A 17,348-nucleotide genomic window follows, 5' to 3' on the forward strand; every position below is an offset into this window, starting at 1 on the left:
CTGCTGAAGGCCTGCCGCCCCCTCCCGACGGGCCCGCCGCCGGTCGCCGCCGTTCCTCTCCGGGCCACCGCCTGTTCGAATATCTGCGTGGTTACGGCCACTCTCCACAGATTCGCCGACTTTCTTGCCTCCACATGCTGGGGACTATGGAGTTGTCCCGAACAGCGTCCACAGGAACCCTGACGAAGTGACGTCTTCGCAGCTCAGCCGCCTGTGGAATCGTGGACGAAGACTCTCCACAGCCTGTGGATGAAACAGGGATCCACAGGCTGTGCATGGAGTTGTCCACGGCCGGCCCACAGCCTGGGGGCGGTTGTCCCCAGCGAATCCCAGCTTCTCCACATGGCTGTCCACTGTTCGGCAACGCGACGCACTCGATCACCGCGTCGAGTGAAAGCCGTCACACAACGGTGCCAGATTGGGGTGTGGGAAACGTGGGTAAATCTGGGGACGCAGCTGGGGAGAACTGCGCCCGGGCTGTGGGCGGCGTGTGCAGAACTTTCCGTTCTCCACAGAGACCCTGGGTTGTCCACCGCCACCGCCCACAGGGCCAGTGGACAAAATTCCGGCTCTGAGCTGGGAGAACGTGGTTATCCACGGTATCCACAGCCCCTACTACTACTCCCGACTAGAGAGAGCTGGGAATCCGTTTCGAAGCGGGGCCTGTGCACAACTCGCCGTCTCGAGCCCGGCTGCCCCTCGGAGCGACTTGACCCCGACCGGCACCTGCTCTCAGCGCGGTGCGTCAGACTGGTCCCCGGTGTCCTTCCCGTCGCAGTGGGCGGTGACACCGAGTCGGAGGACTCAGCAGCAACAGCAGGAGGCGGCTTACGGTGAAGATCCGGGTGGAACGCGACGTACTCGCGGAGGCAGTGGCCTGGGCGGCACGCAGCCTCCCGGCCCGTCCGCCGGCGCCTGTCCTCGCCGGCCTGCTGCTGAAGGCCGAGGACGGCCAGCTGAGCCTGTCGAGCTTCGACTACGAGGTCTCCGCGAAGGTCAGCGTCGAGGCCGAGGTCGACGAGGACGGCACCGTCCTCGTCTCCGGCCGGCTGCTCGCCGACATCTCCCGCGCCCTGCCCAACCGGCCGGTGGAGATCTCCACAGACGGTGTACGGGCGACGGTGGTCTGCGGTTCGTCGCGGTTCACGCTCCACACCCTGCCGGTGGAGGAGTACCCGGCGCTGCCGCAGATGCCGAACGCGACCGGCACCGTCCCCGGCGAGGTCTTCGCGGCCGCGGTGTCCCAGGTGGCCATCGCCGCCGGCCGTGACGACACGCTGCCCGTCCTCACCGGTGTGCGCATCGAGATCGAGGGCGACACCGTCACCCTGGCCTCCACCGACCGCTACCGCTTCGCGGTCCGCGAGTTCCTGTGGAAGCCGGAGAACCCGGGCGTATCCGCGGTCGCCCTGGTGCCCGCCAAGACGCTCCAGGACACCGCCAAGGCGCTGACCAGCGGTGACAGCGTCATCCTCGCGCTGTCCGGCTCGGGCGCCGGCGAGGGCCTGATCGGTTTCGAGGGCGCCGGGCGGCGGACGACCACCCGCCTCCTCGAGGGCGACCTGCCGAAGTACCGCACGCTGTTCCCGACCGAGTTCAACTCCGTCGCGGTGATCGAGACCGCCCCCTTCGTGGAGGCCGTCAAGCGTGTGGCCCTGGTCGCCGAGCGGAACACCCCGGTGCGGCTGAGCTTCGAGCAGGGCGTGCTGATCCTGGAGGCCGGTTCCAGCGACGACGCACAGGCTGTGGAAAGGGTCGACGCCCAGCTGGAGGGCGACGACATCTCGATCGCCTTCAACCCCACGTTCCTGCTGGACGGCCTGAGCGCGATCGACTCCCCGGTGGCGCAGCTCTCGTTCACGACGTCCACCAAGCCGGCGCTGCTCAGCGGCAAGCCCGCGCTGGACGCGGAGGCGGACGAGGCCTACAAGTACCTGATCATGCCGGTGCGGCTCAGCGGCTGAGGCCGTCCACAGCTGTGCGCGGTCGCCGGTCACCGTCGTGGTGCCCGGCGACCGCGATTGGGCGGCCGGCCCCGCAGCCGGATGGGATTCCGCAGGTCAGGCCGTGCGTGTGAGCGCGTATGCCCACAACTGTGCATGCGCGTCCGGGTTTAGGCTCGGCTCGGCACTCCGGTGCCTGTCACGGCACACCCCGACCTAAGGAACACAACTGATGGAGCTCGGTCTCGTCGGCCTCGGCAAGATGGGCGGCAACATGCGCGAGCGGATCCGCCGCGCGGGCCACACGGTCATCGGATACGACCGCGACGCGGACCTCGCGGACGTCCACAGCCTCGAGGAGCTTGTGGGCAAGCTCTCGGCTCCCCGTGTGGTCTGGGTGATGGTCCCGGCCGGCGAGCCCACCCAGACCACGGTCGACCGGCTGGCCGAGCTGCTCGAGCCCGGTGACGTGGTCGTCGACGGCGGCAACTCCCGCTGGACGGACGACGAGAGGCACGCCGGGGAACTGGCCGCCAAGGGCATAGGCTTCGTGGACTGCGGGGTCTCCGGCGGCGTCTGGGGCCTGGAGAACGGGTACGCGCTGATGTACGGCGGCGACGCGGAGAACGTCGCCAAGGCGCAGCCGGTCTTCGACGCGCTCAAGCCGGAGGGCGACTTCGGCTCGGTGCACGCCGGCAAGGTCGGCGCGGGCCACTTCGCGAAGATGGTCCACAACGGCATCGAGTACGCCATGATGCAGGCCTACGCCGAGGGCTGGGAACTGCTGGAGAAGGTCGACTCCGTCACGGACGTGCGCGAGGTCTTCCGCTCCTGGCAGGAGGGCACGGTCATCCGGTCCTGGCTGCTCGACCTCGCGGTGAACGCGCTCGACGAGGACGAGCACCTCGACGGTCTGCGCGGTTACGCGCAGGACTCCGGCGAGGGACGCTGGACCGTGGAGGCCGCCATCGACAACGCGGTGCCGCTTCCCGCGATCACCGCCTCGCTGTTCGCGCGGTTCGCCTCCCGGCAGGAGGACTCGCCGCAGATGAAGATGATCGCCGCGCTGCGCAACCAGTTCGGCGGCCACGCCGTAGAGAAGAAGTAATCCACAGGATCCTTCCGGGATCCACAACCCTTGGGGGAGGTCGGCGGACGACCATGCACGTCACGCATCTTTCGCTGGCCGACTTCCGCTCGTACGCCCGGGTCGAGGTCCCGCTCGACCCGGGTGTCACCGCCTTTGTCGGCCCCAACGGGCAGGGCAAGACGAACCTCGTCGAGGCCGTCGGCTACCTCGCCACCCTCGGCAGTCACCGGGTCGCCTCGGACGCCCCCCTGGTCCGCATGGGCGCCGAGCGCGCGGTCGTCCGGGCGCAGGTCCGGCAGGGCGAGCGGCAGCAACTGGTCGAGCTGGAGCTGAACCCGGGCAAGGCCAACCGGGCCCGTATCAACCGTTCCTCGCAGGTCAGGCCGCGGGACGTGCTGGGGATCGTCCGGACGGTGCTGTTCGCACCGGAGGACCTCGCACTGGTCAAGGGCGATCCCGGGGAGCGGCGCCGGTTCCTGGACGAGCTGATCACCGCGCGTTCCCCGCGCATGGCGGGGGTGCGTTCCGACTACGAGCGGGTGCTCAAGCAGCGCAACACGCTGCTGAAGTCCGCCGCTCTGGCGCGCCGGCACGGCGGGCGCTCCATGGACCTGTCCACCCTGGACGTGTGGGACCAGCACCTGGCGCGCGCGGGCGCCGAACTGCTCGCCCGGCGTCTGGAGCTGATCGCCGCGCTGCAGCCGCTGGCGGACAAGGCCTACGAGCAGCTTGCCCCCGGCGGCGGTCCGGTCGCGCTGGAGTACAAGCCGTCGGCGCCCGGTGAGGCCCACACGCGCGAGGATCTCCACGGTCAGCTCATGGCGGCCCTGGGCGAAGCACGCAAGCAGGAGATCGAGCGGGGGGTGACCCTCGTGGGCCCCCATCGGGACGACCTGGTTCTCAAACTCGGTCAGCTGCCCGCCAAGGGGTACGCCTCGCACGGCGAGTCGTGGTCCTACGCCCTCGCGCTGCGGCTGGCCTCGTACGACCTGCTGCGCGCGGAGGGCAACGAGCCGGTACTGGTCCTGGACGACGTCTTCGCCGAGCTGGACGCCCGCCGCCGGGAACGGCTGGCGGAGCTGGTGGCGCCCGGTGAGCAGGTGCTGGTCACCGCCGCCGTGGACGACGACGTACCCCATGTGCTGGCCGGTGCGCGGTACGCGGTGGCCGGCGGGACGGTGGAGCGCGTATGACCGCCGAGGAACCCGCCCCGAGGAAGGACGAGCCGTCCGGTGTCGACCTCGCGCGCGTGGCGCTGCGCGCGGCGAAGGAGCAGGCACGCGCGCGCGGGGACGCGGCCCGGCAGAAGAAGCAGGCGCGGCGGGGCGGCGGGCTGCGCTCGGGCGCGCGGGCCGACGGCCGTGACCCGATGGCGCTGGGGGCGGCGATCAACCGGTTGCTCACCGAGCGGGGCTGGGAGACGCCGGCCGCGGTGGGCGGGGTCATGGGCCGGTGGCCGCAGATCGTGGGCGAGGACCTGGCGAAGCACTGCGTGCCGCAGCGGTACGACGAGGCCGAGCGGGTGCTGTCGGTGAGCTGCGACTCGACGGCCTGGGCGACCCAGTTGCGGCTGCTCGCCCCGACGCTGGTGGCCCGGCTCAACGAGGACCTCGGGCACGGCACGGTCCGGCTGATCAAGGTGAACGGCCCGGGCGGTCCGGCCCGGCGTTACGGCCCGCTGCGGGCGCCGGGGAGCACCGGGCCCGGCGACACCTACGGGTGACGTACCTCACGTCGGGCGAGTGCCGCGCGAGGCCGGCGCGGGCCGTGCCGCAGTGCCGTGCACAGGTGTGGACGACGTGCTGACCCGCCAGTAGCCAAGGGTTGACGGCTCGAAGCGCTGAGTGCCGCTGTGAGCCCCTTGGGGCCCCCTTCCGTATATCGGGACCCGGCCGAGACCGGTTCAGGGCGGCACATGGGGACTCAGGTACCGGCAAACCCCCATCACCGTCGGCGCTACCGGTAGACTGGGAGACAATCCCGCCCCAGTCGTGGGGACGTCCGGGAAAAGCTGAGCAACGCTGATCAAGGCTTACCGACGCAACATGCCGCAGCCGCTCCGGTAACCCTCCCCAGAGGGGGCATTCCGGGAGCCCGGCTCGTGCTGTGCCAGAAAGGGCGCTTCGTGGCCGATTCCGGCAACCCCAACGAGAACATCCCGTCCACCGACGCAGGCGTGGCCGGCAGCGCCGCGGCACCCGGCACGGCCTCCGCCTCCTACGACGCCAGCGCCATCACCGTGCTCGAAGGGCTGGACGCGGTCCGCAAGCGACCCGGCATGTACATCGGCTCGACCGGTGAGCGCGGACTGCACCACCTGGTGTACGAGGTCGTCGACAACTCGGTCGACGAGGCGCTGGCCGGTTACGCGGACACCATCGACGTGACGATCCTCGCCGACGGCGGCGTGCGTGTCGTCGACAACGGGCGTGGCATTCCGGTGGGCATCGTGCCCTCCGAGGGCAAGCCGGCTCTCGAGGTCGTGCTGACCGTGCTGCACGCGGGCGGCAAGTTCGGCGGCGGCGGCTACGCGGTCTCCGGCGGTCTGCACGGTGTCGGCGTCTCCGTGGTGAACGCCCTGTCGTCCAAGGTCTCCGTCGAGGTCAGGACCGACGGGCACCGCTGGACGCAGGACTACAAGATGGGCGTTCCGACCGCCCCGCTGGCCAAGCACGAGGCCATCGAGCGGACGGGCACGTCGGTCACCTTCTGGGCCGACCCGGAGATCTTCGAGACGACCGAGTACTCCTTCGAGACGCTGTCGCGGCGCTTCCAGGAGATGGCGTTCCTCAACAAGGGGCTGACCCTCAAGCTGACGGACGAGCGCGAGTCGGCGAAGGCCACCAGCGGCGCGGACGAGGCGGGCGCGGACGAGAAGGCCGAGGTCAAGTCGGTCACGTACCACTACGAGGGCGGCATCGTCGACTTCGTGAAGTACCTCAACTCCCGCAAGGGCGACGTGGTGCACCCCACCGTCATCGACCTGGAGGCCGAGGACAAGGACAAGAGCCTGTCCCTCGAGGTCGCGATGCAGTGGAACAGCGGCTACAGCGAGGGCGTGTACTCCTTCGCGAACATCATTCACACGCACGAGGGCGGCACGCACGAGGAGGGCTTCCGGGCGGCCCTCACGAGCCTGATCAACAAGTACGCGCGTGACAAGAAGCTGCTGCGCGAGAAGGACGACAACCTCACCGGTGACGACATCCGCGAGGGTCTGACCGCGATCATCTCGGTCAAGCTGAGCGAGCCGCAGTTCGAGGGCCAGACGAAGACCAAGCTGGGCAACACGGAGGCGAAGACCTTCGTGCAGCGGGCGGTCTACGAGCACCTCAACGACTGGCTGGACCGCAACCCGGTCGAGGCCGCGGACATCGTCCGCAAGGGCATCCAGGCGGCCACCGCGCGCGTGGCGGCCCGCAAGGCCCGTGACCTGACCCGGCGCAAGGGTCTGCTGGAGTCGGCGTCCCTGCCGGGCAAGCTCTCCGACTGCCAGTCGAACGACCCCACCAAGTGCGAGATCTTCATCGTCGAGGGTGACTCCGCCGGCGGTTCCGCCAAGTCCGGCCGCAACCCCCAGTACCAGGCGATCCTCCCGATCCGCGGCAAGATCCTCAACGTCGAGAAGGCCAGGATCGACAAGATCCTGCAGAACCAGGAGATCCAGGCGCTGATCTCCGCCTTCGGTACGGGCGTGCACGAGGACTTCGACATCGAGAAGCTCCGCTACCACAAGATCATTCTGATGGCGGACGCCGACGTCGACGGCCAGCACATCAACACCCTGCTGCTGACCTTCCTGTTCCGCTTCATGCGGGACCTGGTCGAGCGCGGGCACGTGTACCTCTCCCGCCCTCCGCTGTACAAGATCAAGTGGGGCCGGGACGACACCGAGTACGCGTACTCGGACCGTGAGCGCGACGCGCTGCTGGAGATGGGCCGTCAGCGCGGCAAGCGCATCCGTGAGGACTCGATCCAGCGCTTCAAGGGTCTCGGCGAGATGAACGCCGAGGAACTGCGTGTGACCACGATGGACCAGGAGCACCGGGTCCTGGGCCAGGTCACCCTGGACGACGCCGCCCAGGCCGACGACCTGTTCTCGGTCCTGATGGGCGAGGACGTCGAAGCCCGCCGCGCGTTCATCCAGCGCAACGCCAAGGACGTCCGCTTCCTCGACATCTGAGTCGGTCTCAGCTGACCGCACCAGGAAGGACCTTCACCAGCAATGGCCGACGAGAACACTCCCGAGACGCCTGAGACCGAGGGCGGCGAGGTCGTCCTGCGCGTCGAGCCCGTCGGGCTCGAGACGGAGATGCAGCGCTCGTACCTGGACTACGCGATGTCCGTCATCGTGTCCCGTGCGCTGCCCGACGTACGCGACGGGCTCAAGCCGGTGCACCGCCGCGTGCTGTACGCGATGTACGACGGCGGGTACCGCCCCGAACGCGGCTTCTACAAGTGCGCCCGTGTCGTCGGCGACGTCATGGGCAACTACCACCCGCACGGCGACTCCTCGATCTACGACGCCCTGGTGCGCCTCGCCCAGCCGTGGTCGATGCGGATGCCGCTGGTGGACTCCAACGGCAACTTCGGCTCCCCGGGCAACGACCCGGCGGCGGCGATGCGCTACACCGAGTGCAAGATGGCGCCGCTGTCGATGGAGATGGTCCGTGACATCGACGAGGAGACCGTCGACTTCACGGACAACTACGACGGCCGCTCCCAGGAGCCGACCGTCCTGCCGTCCCGGTTCCCGAACCTGCTGATCAACGGCTCGGCCGGTATCGCGGTCGGCATGGCGACCAACATCCCCCCGCACAACCTGCGCGAGGTCGCCGCCGGCGCCCAGTGGTACCTGGAGAACCCGGAGGCCTCGCACGAGGATCTGCTGGACGCGCTCATCGAGCGGATCAAGGGCCCGGACTTCCCGACCGGTGCCCTGGTGGTGGGCCGCAAGGGCATCGAGGAGGCCTACCGCACGGGGCGCGGCTCCATCACGATGCGCGCGGTCGTCGAGGTCGAGGAGATCCAGAACCGCCAGTGCCTGGTGGTGACCGAGCTGCCGTACCAGGTGAACCCGGACAACCTGGCGCAGAAGATCGCGGACCTGGTGAAGGACGGGAAGATCGGCGGCATCGCCGACGTCCGCGACGAGACGTCCTCGCGTACGGGGCAGCGCCTGGTCATCGTGCTGAAGCGGGACGCGGTCGCCAAGGTCGTCCTGAACAACCTGTACAAGCACACCGACCTGCAGACGAACTTCGGCGCCAACATGCTGGCGCTGGTCGACGGCGTGCCGCGCACCCTGTCCCTGGACGCGTTCATCCGTCACTGGGTGACGCACCAGATCGAGGTCGTCGTGCGGCGGACCCGGTTCCGGCTGCGCAAGGCCGAGGAGCGGGCGCACATCCTGCGCGGTCTGCTGAAGGCCCTGGACGCCATCGACGAGGTCATCGCGCTGATCCGGCGCAGCGACACCGTCGAGATCGCGCGCGGCGGCCTGATGGACCTGCTGGAGATCGACGAGATCCAGGCCAACGCGATCCTCGAGATGCAGCTCCGGCGGCTGGCCGCCCTGGAGCGCCGGAAGATCGTCCAGGAGCACGACGAGCTCCAGGCCAAGATCAACGAGTACAACGAGATCCTGGCCTCGCCGGTCCGCCAGCGCGGGATCGTCAGCGAGGAGCTGGCCGCGATCGTCGGGAAGTACGGCGACGACCGGCAGACGAAGCTGATCCCGTACGAGGGCGACATGTCCATCGAGGACCTGATCGCCGAGGAGGACATCGTCGTCACCGTCACGCGCGGTGGCTACGTCAAGCGGACCAAGACGGACGACTACCGGGCGCAGCGGCGCGGCGGCAAGGGCGTGCGGGGTACGAAGCTGAAGGAGGACGACATCGTCGACCACTTCTTCGTCTCCACCACGCACCACTGGCTGCTGTTCTTCACGAACAAGGGCCGGGTGTACCGGGCGAAGGCGTACGAGCTGCCGGAGGCCGGCCGGGACGCGCGCGGGCAGCACGTGGCGAACCTGCTGGCCTTCCAGCCGGACGAGGCGATCGCCGAGATCCTCGCGATCCGCGACTACGAGGCGGCGCCGTACCTGGTCCTGGCCACGAAGTCCGGTCTGGTCAAGAAGACGCCTCTGAAGGATTACGATTCGCCCCGCGCCGGCGGTGTGATCGCGATCAATCTGCGTGAGCGGGAGGACGGAACCGACGACGAACTGATCGGCGCCGAACTCGTCTCGGCCGACGACGATCTCCTCCTGGTCAGCAGGAAGGCCCAATCGATCAGGTTCACCGCGTCGGATGACACCTTGCGACCGATGGGCCGTGCGACCTCGGGCGTCAAGGGCATGAGTTTCCGGGAGGCGGACGAGCTTCTCTCGATGAATGTCGTTCGACCCGGTACGTTCGTGTTCACCGCTACGGACGGCGGGTACGCGAAGCGGACCGCCGTCGACGAGTACCGCGTCCAGGGCCGCGGCGGCCTCGGTATCAAGGCCGCCAAGATCGTGGAGGACCGCGGCTCGCTCGTCGGCGCGCTGATTGTCGAGGAGAGCGACGAGATCCTCGCCATCACCCTGTCCGGCGGTGTGATTCGTACGCGAGTCAGCGAGGTCAGGGAGACGGGCCGTGACACCATGGGCGTCCAACTGATCAACTTGGGCAAGCGCGATGCCGTGGTCGGTATCGCACGTAACGCCGAGGCGGGGCGCGAGGCGGAGGAGGTCGACGGCGGGGACGTCGTCGACGAGGCCGCCGACGCCGCCGCGACCACCGGCACGGACGAGGGTGAGGCGCCCTCGGCCGAGTAGCACGAGGAGAGAGTCATCGTGAGCGGAGCCACGGGCGCCGGATCGGCCGGTACCCCCACGGGTACGGAAACGGGCGGCGGCCGTGGCTCCGCCGCGCACGGGGCGGGTGCGGCCGACCCGCACACGACCCAGCTCAGGGCGGTCAAGCCCGCGGCGAAGGCCGCGCCCTCCACCGATACGCCGGCACCCCAGGGGGGAACCGTGACGGACACCCGAGGCCCGCAGACCCAGACCGGCGCGGGCCCGGCCGAGGGCCAGGCGGCCTCCCCGCTGCCCGGGGAGCGGCGCTCCGAGCAGAACTCCGGGCCGTACCACCCGCCACAGGCCTACCCGGCGCAGACGCCGACCGGTGCCGTACGCCGGCCGCGCACCGGCGCGCGCACCGAGCCACGCACCCGCAAGGCGCGGCTGCGCGTGGCCAAGGCCGACCCGTGGTCGGTGATGAAGGTCAGCTTCCTGCTCTCCATCGCCCTGGGCATCTGCACGGTCGTCGCCTCGGCGGTGCTCTGGATGGTCATGGACGCGATGGGCGTGTTCTCGACGGTCGGCGGCACGATCTCGGAGGCGACCGGCTCCAACGAGGCGAACGGCTTCGACCTGCAGTCCTTCCTCTCCCTGCCGCACGTGCTGACCTTCGCGTCGATCATCGCGGTCATCGACGTCGTCCTCGCCACGGCCCTCGCCACCCTGGGCGCCTTCATCTACAACCTGTCCGCGGGCTTCGTGGGCGGCGTCGAACTGACGCTGGCCGAGGACGAGTGACCCACCTGCCGTCCGCGCCCGGCAGCCCCCGGACAACCGATTTTGGGACTGCCGCCCTCGTGCGCTAATCTTCAGGAGTCAGCGCGCGGGACACACACCGCAGAGCGCGGCGGGGCTATAGCTCAGTTGGTTAGAGCGCATCCCTGATAAGGATGAGGCCACAGGTTCAAATCCTGTTAGCCCCACCAGCGAAAAGACCCCCAGTCGGTAGCGGCTGGGGGTCTTTGACATCTACGGCTGACATCAGCCGATGAGTGGATCTTCCAGAAGCTCAGCGAGCAGGCCGACCGCTTCCCTCTCACTCTCGCCCACCACGTGCGTATAGACGTCCATGGTCATGCTGATCTGACTGTGGCGGAGGATCGCCTGGGCGACCTTGGGGTGCACCTTCAGGAAGGCGAGCAGGGTGCCGCAGGTGTGCCGAGCGAGGCGGACCGTGATCCGACGGACGCCGGCACGCTTCACGAGTCGATCGAAGGTGCGGGAGAAGCCCACCGGGTCGATCAGGCCGCCATGCTCGGCGGAGAAGACGAGGTCTTGGTCCGGCTCTTGGGACCAGTGCTCACCGGCGATTTTCCGTTCCAGCTCTTGGAGCTCCCGACGCTCCTCCAGGACGCGAGCGCAGAACCCCGGGAGCGGGAGCACGGCCTGGGAGGACTCCGTCTTGAGGTCCTTGAGGACCAGGCCCACGCCCTTGACCCGCTGCACCTGCTTGACCGGGATGAAGTGGCCGGCCTCGAAGTCGATGTCCTGCCAGCGCAGGCCGAGCACCTCGCTGCGGCGAAGACCGAGGACCAGGACGAGGACGCAGGCCGCGTAGAGGCGGTGAGCGCGGACGGAGCGAAGGAACGCGATCGCCTCTCGTGCGTTCCACGCCGTGCCCTTGTCCTTGTTCACCTTGGGCATGTCGACCAGGAGGGCGACGTTTCGCGTGACCAGCTCCTCGCGCATGGCCCGGTTGAGCGCGTTGCGGAGGACACGGAGGACCTCGAAGCGGGCGGAGGCACCAACCTTTTCCCGCACCAGCGTGGCCATGAAGGCGCGGATCTGTGCCGGGGTCAGCTTGACCAGCGGCTTCTTACCGAGGTGAGGCACGAGGTAGAGCCTCACCTTGGACTCGTACTTGACGTACGTGTTGTGCTCGCGTTCCGGAGCGACGATGTGCTCCAGCCAGTAGGTCACCCACTCGCCGAGCGTCCAGGACCGGGACGGCACCGGGATGCCGTTGCGCTCCTGGTCCTGGAGCTTGCCGAGCTTCTCGTTGGCTTCGTCCCAGGTCCGGCCGTACACGTACTTGCGTACCCGGTTGCCATCCGTGTCGGTCACGTACGCGGCGCCCTGGTAGCGACCATCGGACCGCTTGGTGATCGTGCCGCCGCCATTGGGCCGACGCTTCGCCATCAGGCAGCCTCTCCGATCTGAGCAGTGATGAAGTCGTGCACCGCCTGGTCCGGGATGCGCCGGCACCCGTCGACCTTGATGGACATGAGGCGGTGCGTACGGATCAGGTCGTAGACCTTGGTCCGGCCCACCTTCAGCCGCGCCATGACCTCGGGCACGGTCAGCAGGACAGGGGCGGCAGTGGTCATGCGTCGGCTCCTTCCAGGGCATGCAAGGCGTGTAGCTCTTCGCGTGCGATCTCGCGGTTGTGCTGGATGTCGCTGCGGATGTTGGCGGCGAGCCAGGACTCGCCGGGGGTGTGGCCGTGGCCGGCGTAGACCCAATGGGCGAGGGTGAGGGTGTTTGCTTCCTCGTCGTCTGGGTCGGGCAGGCCGAGGGCGGCGCGCTGCTGGGCTGCGCGGTAGTCGGCGCGGACCTGGCGCAGTGCGCCGAGGGTGGTGGAGTAGCGGCGGGACTTGGTGGAGAAGTGGCCGCGGAAGCCGAGCATGTGAGCCCAGTCGCGTAACTTCCGGTCCGGGTAGAGCGGGTGCAGGTCGAGGCAGGCGGCGATGAGCCGGGCCGGGTGGTCGGGCACCTCGAGGAGGGCCAGGGCCTCTTTGTTGCCGATGCGGCGGTCGACGGTGCCGGTGGTCTCGGCGGCTTTGGTGGCGTACTTGGCGACGTAGGAGGCGACGGCCTGTTCGGTGATCTCGGCACCGTCCCCGAAGGCCCGGATCGGGCGTACGTCGATCTGCTCGCCCCAACGCAGCGTGCGCGCGGGTTCGGTACGTGCCGGTTGCTCGGGGTCCGGCTGATACCGGGCCGGAGGGACGTCGACCGCGACACGTGCGGCAGCGGCCCGGATCGCATCATCGAGGAGGTCGCCCGTGGCCCAGGCCGGGGGTGGGCTGTCGGGTCCCTCGGGGCCGTCGAAGCGGATGACGGCGTGGAAGTGGACGGCGCCGCGCTTTTGGTACTCGGCGACCTTGCCGAAGGAGACGCGGGACTGTTCGCGGGCGTCCTTCTGTGTGAGGCCGGCCCGCTTGGCGATCTCTCGGCGGAGGTAGATCGTGAAGTAGCGCCAGAGGTCGGAGGCGTGGTTGTTCCACAGCACGGCGCCCGCGTAGTCGTACGTCTCCGGGTCGAGCGGGGTGCCCAGTTCGGGCGCGTCCTCCTGGTGGTGGGTGCCGCAGCGGCAGGGCCGGGTGCCGGGCCGGTTGTGGACCGGGCCGAAGGACGGGGCGGTGAGGGTGGCGAAGACGCGGGGGTGGTCGCGGATGGTGTGGGGTGTGCCCTTGGTGGGGTCGCCGACGAGGCCGGCGCGGATGAGGTGGTAGGTGTCGCCCGCGTAGGTCCAGGCGCAGGACGGGCAGCGGGAGGCCCGCCGGTTGCCGCACGCCACGCGGAGGACGCCGCCGGGCTCGGCGTCGGTCGAGTAGGAGTGCAGCACGTGCCCGGTGGCCGCGTCACGGGTGACGGTGGCGCCGGTCAGGCGGATGGGGTCGGTGCAGCCGCCGGTGCGGCGGATCTGGTCTTGGATGCGGTCGAAGCCGGTGGACCCGGCCAGCCTCAGCACGTCGGCGAGGGTGGCCGGGTCCAGGCCCGCCATGGTGGCGGCATCGGTCACGGGGCACCCTCCGGAGTGGTGTCGGTGATCCGGTCGAGGACCGCGGCGGCTTCCTCGGCGACGCGGGCCAGGGCGCGCAGAGCGTCGGCAGCGCCCGGACGGGCAATCAGCGCAATGTCGATGAACTCGCCTCCGACACGGAGGCTGACGAAGCCTTCGTCCTCGGGCGCGGGGGCGAACACGCTCAGACGGACGGTGGTGTCCGGCTCCAGGTGGGCGGAGGTGGTGAGGGTCCTCATGGCGGCGGTCACCTCCCCGCCCGGGCGAGGCGGGCGGCAGACACGTTGCCGGTGCCGTGGCAGGCCGGGCAGGCCACGGTGAGGGTGGCGCGGGTGCCGTCGCGGTGGCGGGTACCGGTGGTGATCACGACGGCTGCGAAGCCGTCGCAACTGCGGCAGACGCGTGTGGTCCGGGCGTGCTGGGGCATGATGAGGCTTCCCTTTCGGGTCCGTTGGATCTGGAAGAGGTCGAGCCGTCCGGGGCGGCGGATCTTTGGCGAGAGAGCCGCCCCGGAGGGCGTTACTTGATGCGGTCGGAGCGCTTACGTCCGGCGTTCCAGATGCGCTTGCCTTCCTCGATGTGCCGGTCCTCGTTGGGGTGGGGACGCTTGCTGAAGATGCCCATGGATCGTTCCTCTCGTGGTCAGTGGTGGGTGCTGCGTCGGCCGTGGCCCTTGACCGCGTACATCGCCGCGTCGGCGGCAGCCAAGGCGTCGGTGAGGGTCCGCACCGGCAGGTGGGAGCAGTAGCAGCGGCCGACCGATGCCGAGACCGGCAGGGTGCAGCCGTCGTGTTCGAGCGGCCCGTTTAGGGCGAGTTGCAGGGCCTGGAGGCTGGGGGTGCGGCCGGGGTCGGTGATGATCGCGGCGAACTCGTCTCCGCCGAGGCGGGCGGCGATGCCGTAGCGGCCGCACCAGGTGTTCAGTCGGCGGGCGGTGGCGGTGAGGACCGCGTCGCCTGCGGCGTGGCCATGGGTGTCGTTGGTGGCCTTGAAGTCGTCCAGGTCGATCAGGAGCACCAGAGCGGCGGGGTGCTTGGCTAGCAGGTGTTCGGCGCGGGTGGTCCATCCGGCGCGGGTGTGCAGGCCGGTCAACGGATCCCGGCGGGCCGTGGCCAGGCGGCGGACGAGGAGACCGCCGTGGACGGCCCAGCCCAGCGTGGGTAACGCGGCGGCGATGAGGGTTTCCAACGTTCAGCGTCCCTTCCGTAGGTCGGTGATGAGGAAGCGCAGCACGACGGCGGTCACGGCGACGGAGACGGCGGTGATGGCGACCGCGAGGAGCATCGAGACGAGGACGGCGCCGACGACCAGGACCACGGCCCCACCACCGGCCGCGAGGGCGAGCGCGGTGCCGGGGGTGATCTGGATGGCTGGCCGCTGGGAGGCCGGCGCGGGGACGGCCGGTTCCGGGGCCTGAGCCGCGGGGACCGGAGCGGTCGCCGGTGCCGGTGTGGCGGCGGTGTCCGGGGGCGGGTACTTCGGTGTGAACACGGGAGCTTCCCTTCTGTCAGGCGGTGCAGCGGTGGGTGCGGGCGGCGAGTTCGGCGGCGGAGCGGTCGCGGTGTTCGGTGGAGAAGCCGCAGCCGGGGGCGGTGCAGGCGGCGGTGTGCTTGGTCTGGCCGCGGCCGTTGTTGTAGGTGCCGACCTTGACCGGCCCGACGCGGATCACGTTGTAGAAGCGGTTCTGGCGCACAAGCTGACCTCCTTCCGGTGTCAGGTGAGTTGGAGTTGGGCGGCGATGGCTTGGCAGGTCGGTGCGGGCAGGCCGAGCCGGGCGGTGAGCGCGTCGGCGGTGATCTGCTCGCCCGTGCTGCTGCGGTGGGCATCAGCGATCGAGCGGGCGTGGTCGAGCAGTGCCGGCGGAACGGCCGGGGCGGCGGCCGGAGGCTTCACCGGCGCCGGGGTCAGTTCCGCCGCCGGGGCCGGGGGCACCGGTTCGGGTGTGTCGACGCGGTGCACCTCGACTTCCGGGGCGGACGGTTCTTCGTCCGGTTCCGGCTCCACGGCGGCCGGGGCGGGGGCGTGGACGAGGAGGGTGCCGCCGAGGAAGGCAAGGGCGGGCCATCCGGCGACGAGGATGCGCAGCCAGGCGGGCACCTGCTGGAGGTCGAGCAGTCCGGCGGTGGCGACATTGGCGCCGAGCGAGGCTGCCAAGGCGATGGCGAACCAGGTCCACGAGGACCGGTCCCGGCCGGCGCGCAGCCGACGCCAGGCGGCGACCAACAGCAGGTCAACCGAGACCGGATAGGCCCATGCCTTCCAGCCGGACTGCCCGGCCGCCGAAGCCAGGTCGTGCAGGTGCGCGAAGGACAGGGCACCGGCGATCACGGCTTGGATGAGGACAGCATCAGGACGGGGTACGCGGTTCATGACGATCCCCCTACTCCGTGACCGGCCGTGGCTTGACCAGTGACGGCCCTGTCTTCGGGGCTTCGGTGGGCACGTGAGGCCGGAACCGGTCCAGGGCGGGCAGGTCCGGGACCAGGTGGGCGAAGTCCCGGCACGCTGCCTTCGCCTCGTCGCGGGAGGTGTGGGGGGTGCGGATCTTTGCCCAGCCGCCGGAGGAGTCGGCCGCCACGGCGGTGCCGGGGCGTTCGGCGGGGATGAGGGAGGCGGCTGCGACGGCATCCGGGGCGACGTCGGCGAGGCCCATTTCGGCGGTTTGTTTGTCGTTGACCCGGTGCACGACTCGGCCGGTGAGCTGGGCGCGGAGCATGGTGGCGCCCTTGCCGAGTTCGGAGCCGAAGCGCTGCCCGCAGACCTCCAGGTAGATCCCGACCGCGCGGGCCATCTGCGCCAGCCGGATCAACGCGGTGACGATCCGCTCCCGCCGCTCCTCATCCTTCTTCGAGGAGATCAGGAACAGTTCCGCCACCTCGTCGACCAGGACGACGACGGGCACCGGCCGTAAGCGCTCGGGCAGGTCCCACATGTCCGAGACGCCGTGCGCGCTCAGCAGGTCGAAGCGGGACTCCATCTCCCCCACCAGGACATCCAGCAGTGAGGCGGAGTCGTCCGGCGTGGTGACCAGCGCCGACAGCCGGGGCGCGTAGGCGGAGTGCTCGACACCGCGCTTGCAGTCGATCCCGACCAGCGCCACCGGCAGCCTCGCCAAGCCCTTGATCAGATTCCGCTGATAGACCGACTTGCCCGAGCTGTTCGCGCCGAGCGTCAGTGCCATGGGCACCTGGCGGTAGTCCCGGACGAACGCAGTCCCGTCCTCCCGTAGCGCCACCGGCACCGCCAAACCCTCAGGGACCGCGCGGCGCGGCAGCCGGACCTGCCGCAGCACGTCATAGCCGGTCATCCGCAGCTCGACGTACCCGGGCTTGGTCTCGGCGATGGTCACCGAGTGCACGCCCCAGGCATGCCGCAGCCGCTCCGAGGCGGCCATCAGGTCGGCAGGTTCCAGGCCGGCGGGAAGCCGCAGCGTCACCCGCAGCCCGGTCGACGTACCCCGGACCCGGCGCACCTTCGGCGGAACCGGCAGCACCTCACGCCGGGCCACGTTCTGGGCGATGAACGCGCGCATCCGCGACGGCTGCACCGTCAGCCCGCACACGTCCATCGTGGAGCGGTAGGTGAAGGTGAACCGGCCCCAGGTGACCGGCAGCCCGACCAGCGACCAGTACACGCGCGGAGCGCGCACCTTCGCGTAGCCGAGACCGCCGGCCCCTGCGAGGACTCCCGTGGTCTCCAGGACCATGGACACGTCGGTCATGG

Annotated in this window: 17 protein-coding genes and 1 tRNA gene; 8 read left to right on the forward strand and 10 right to left on the reverse strand. The window is 69.8% G+C overall.

The features are described from left to right. The first annotated feature begins 833 nt into the window (after positions 1-833). The 8 genes from dnaN (at position 834) to MXD57_RS04805 (ending at position 10,806) form a co-directional block, all read left to right on the forward strand. Positions 834-1,964, forward strand: a complete 1,131-nt coding sequence (gene dnaN, locus MXD57_RS04770) for a DNA polymerase III subunit beta (RefSeq protein ID WP_250399999.1) — start codon at positions 834-836, stop codon at positions 1,962-1,964. Between the two features lie 211 nt (positions 1,965-2,175). Next, entirely contained in the window at positions 2,176-3,051 is an 876-nt protein-coding gene (gnd, locus tag MXD57_RS04775) for a phosphogluconate dehydrogenase (NAD(+)-dependent, decarboxylating) (protein ID WP_250400000.1), read from the forward strand. Between the two features lie 53 nt (positions 3,052-3,104). Further along, on the forward strand, positions 3,105-4,226 hold the full coding sequence (gene recF, locus MXD57_RS04780) for a DNA replication/repair protein RecF (protein WP_250400001.1): 1,122 nt from the start codon (positions 3,105-3,107) through the stop codon (positions 4,224-4,226). Then, complete coding sequence (locus MXD57_RS04785; RefSeq protein ID WP_250400002.1) at positions 4,223-4,756, forward strand: DUF721 domain-containing protein; 534 nt, start codon at positions 4,223-4,225, stop codon at positions 4,754-4,756. The genes recF and MXD57_RS04785 overlap by 4 nt, the downstream gene beginning before the upstream one ends. Before the next feature lie 378 nt (positions 4,757-5,134). Beyond that, positions 5,135-7,216, forward strand: coding sequence for a DNA topoisomerase (ATP-hydrolyzing) subunit B (gene gyrB, locus MXD57_RS04790; protein ID WP_308290654.1), 2,082 nt, complete (start codon positions 5,135-5,137; stop codon positions 7,214-7,216). A gap of 42 nt (positions 7,217-7,258) precedes the next feature. Next, entirely contained in the window at positions 7,259-9,856 is a 2,598-nt protein-coding gene (gyrA, locus tag MXD57_RS04795) for a DNA gyrase subunit A (protein ID WP_250400003.1), read from the forward strand. Between the two features lie 18 nt (positions 9,857-9,874). Further along, on the forward strand, positions 9,875-10,618 hold the full coding sequence (locus tag MXD57_RS04800) for a DUF3566 domain-containing protein (RefSeq protein ID WP_250400004.1): 744 nt from the start codon (positions 9,875-9,877) through the stop codon (positions 10,616-10,618). Positions 10,619-10,729: 111 nt separating this feature from the next. Continuing rightward, positions 10,730-10,806: transfer RNA gene (locus tag MXD57_RS04805), tRNA-Ile, on the forward strand. 55 nt (positions 10,807-10,861) lie between these two features. Here MXD57_RS04805 and MXD57_RS04810 read toward each other — a convergent pair. From MXD57_RS04810 to MXD57_RS04855, 10 genes are all read right to left on the reverse strand, one after another. Beyond that, positions 10,862-12,019 (reverse strand): tyrosine-type recombinase/integrase, encoded by a 1,158-nt coding sequence (locus MXD57_RS04810; protein WP_250400005.1) that lies wholly within the window; start codon positions 12,017-12,019, stop codon positions 10,862-10,864. Next, complete coding sequence (locus MXD57_RS04815; protein WP_061922262.1) at positions 12,019-12,207, reverse strand: helix-turn-helix domain-containing protein; 189 nt, start codon at positions 12,205-12,207, stop codon at positions 12,019-12,021. The genes MXD57_RS04810 and MXD57_RS04815 overlap by 1 nt, the downstream gene beginning before the upstream one ends. Continuing rightward, complete coding sequence (gene repSA, locus MXD57_RS04820) at positions 12,204-13,625, reverse strand: replication initiator protein RepSA (protein WP_308290655.1); 1,422 nt, start codon at positions 13,623-13,625, stop codon at positions 12,204-12,206. Before repSA ends, MXD57_RS04815 begins: the two co-directional genes overlap by 4 nt. Continuing rightward, the gene (locus MXD57_RS04825; RefSeq protein WP_250400006.1) at positions 13,622-13,864 is read right to left on the reverse strand and encodes a hypothetical protein; all 243 of its coding nucleotides are present in this window, start codon (positions 13,862-13,864) and stop codon (positions 13,622-13,624) included. The genes repSA and MXD57_RS04825 overlap by 4 nt, the downstream gene beginning before the upstream one ends. An 8-nt stretch (positions 13,865-13,872) precedes the next feature. Continuing rightward, positions 13,873-14,052 (reverse strand): hypothetical protein, encoded by a 180-nt coding sequence (locus MXD57_RS04830; protein ID WP_250400007.1) that lies wholly within the window; start codon positions 14,050-14,052, stop codon positions 13,873-13,875. 215 nt (positions 14,053-14,267) lie between these two features. After that, positions 14,268-14,813: a GGDEF domain-containing protein gene (locus MXD57_RS04835; RefSeq protein WP_250400008.1), complete on the reverse strand. Its 546-nt coding sequence runs from the start codon at positions 14,811-14,813 to the stop codon at positions 14,268-14,270. A 3-nt stretch (positions 14,814-14,816) separates the two neighbouring features. Next, positions 14,817-15,116 (reverse strand): SpdD protein, encoded by a 300-nt coding sequence (locus MXD57_RS04840; protein WP_250400009.1) that lies wholly within the window; start codon positions 15,114-15,116, stop codon positions 14,817-14,819. A 16-nt stretch (positions 15,117-15,132) separates the two neighbouring features. Continuing rightward, positions 15,133-15,318, reverse strand: a complete 186-nt coding sequence (locus MXD57_RS04845) for a mobile element transfer protein (RefSeq protein ID WP_250400010.1) — start codon at positions 15,316-15,318, stop codon at positions 15,133-15,135. 20 nt (positions 15,319-15,338) lie between these two features. After that, positions 15,339-15,995 (reverse strand): DUF2637 domain-containing protein, encoded by a 657-nt coding sequence (locus tag MXD57_RS04850; protein WP_250400011.1) that lies wholly within the window; start codon positions 15,993-15,995, stop codon positions 15,339-15,341. A gap of 10 nt (positions 15,996-16,005) precedes the next feature. Next, positions 16,006-17,346: an FtsK/SpoIIIE domain-containing protein gene (locus MXD57_RS04855; protein WP_250400012.1), complete on the reverse strand. Its 1,341-nt coding sequence runs from the start codon at positions 17,344-17,346 to the stop codon at positions 16,006-16,008. Positions 17,347-17,348 lie beyond the last annotated feature (2 nt).

Origin of the sequence: Streptomyces cellostaticus, from assembly GCF_023630175.1 — a bacterium.
Lineage (GTDB): Bacteria > Actinomycetota > Actinomycetes > Streptomycetales > Streptomycetaceae > Streptomyces > Streptomyces cellostaticus_A.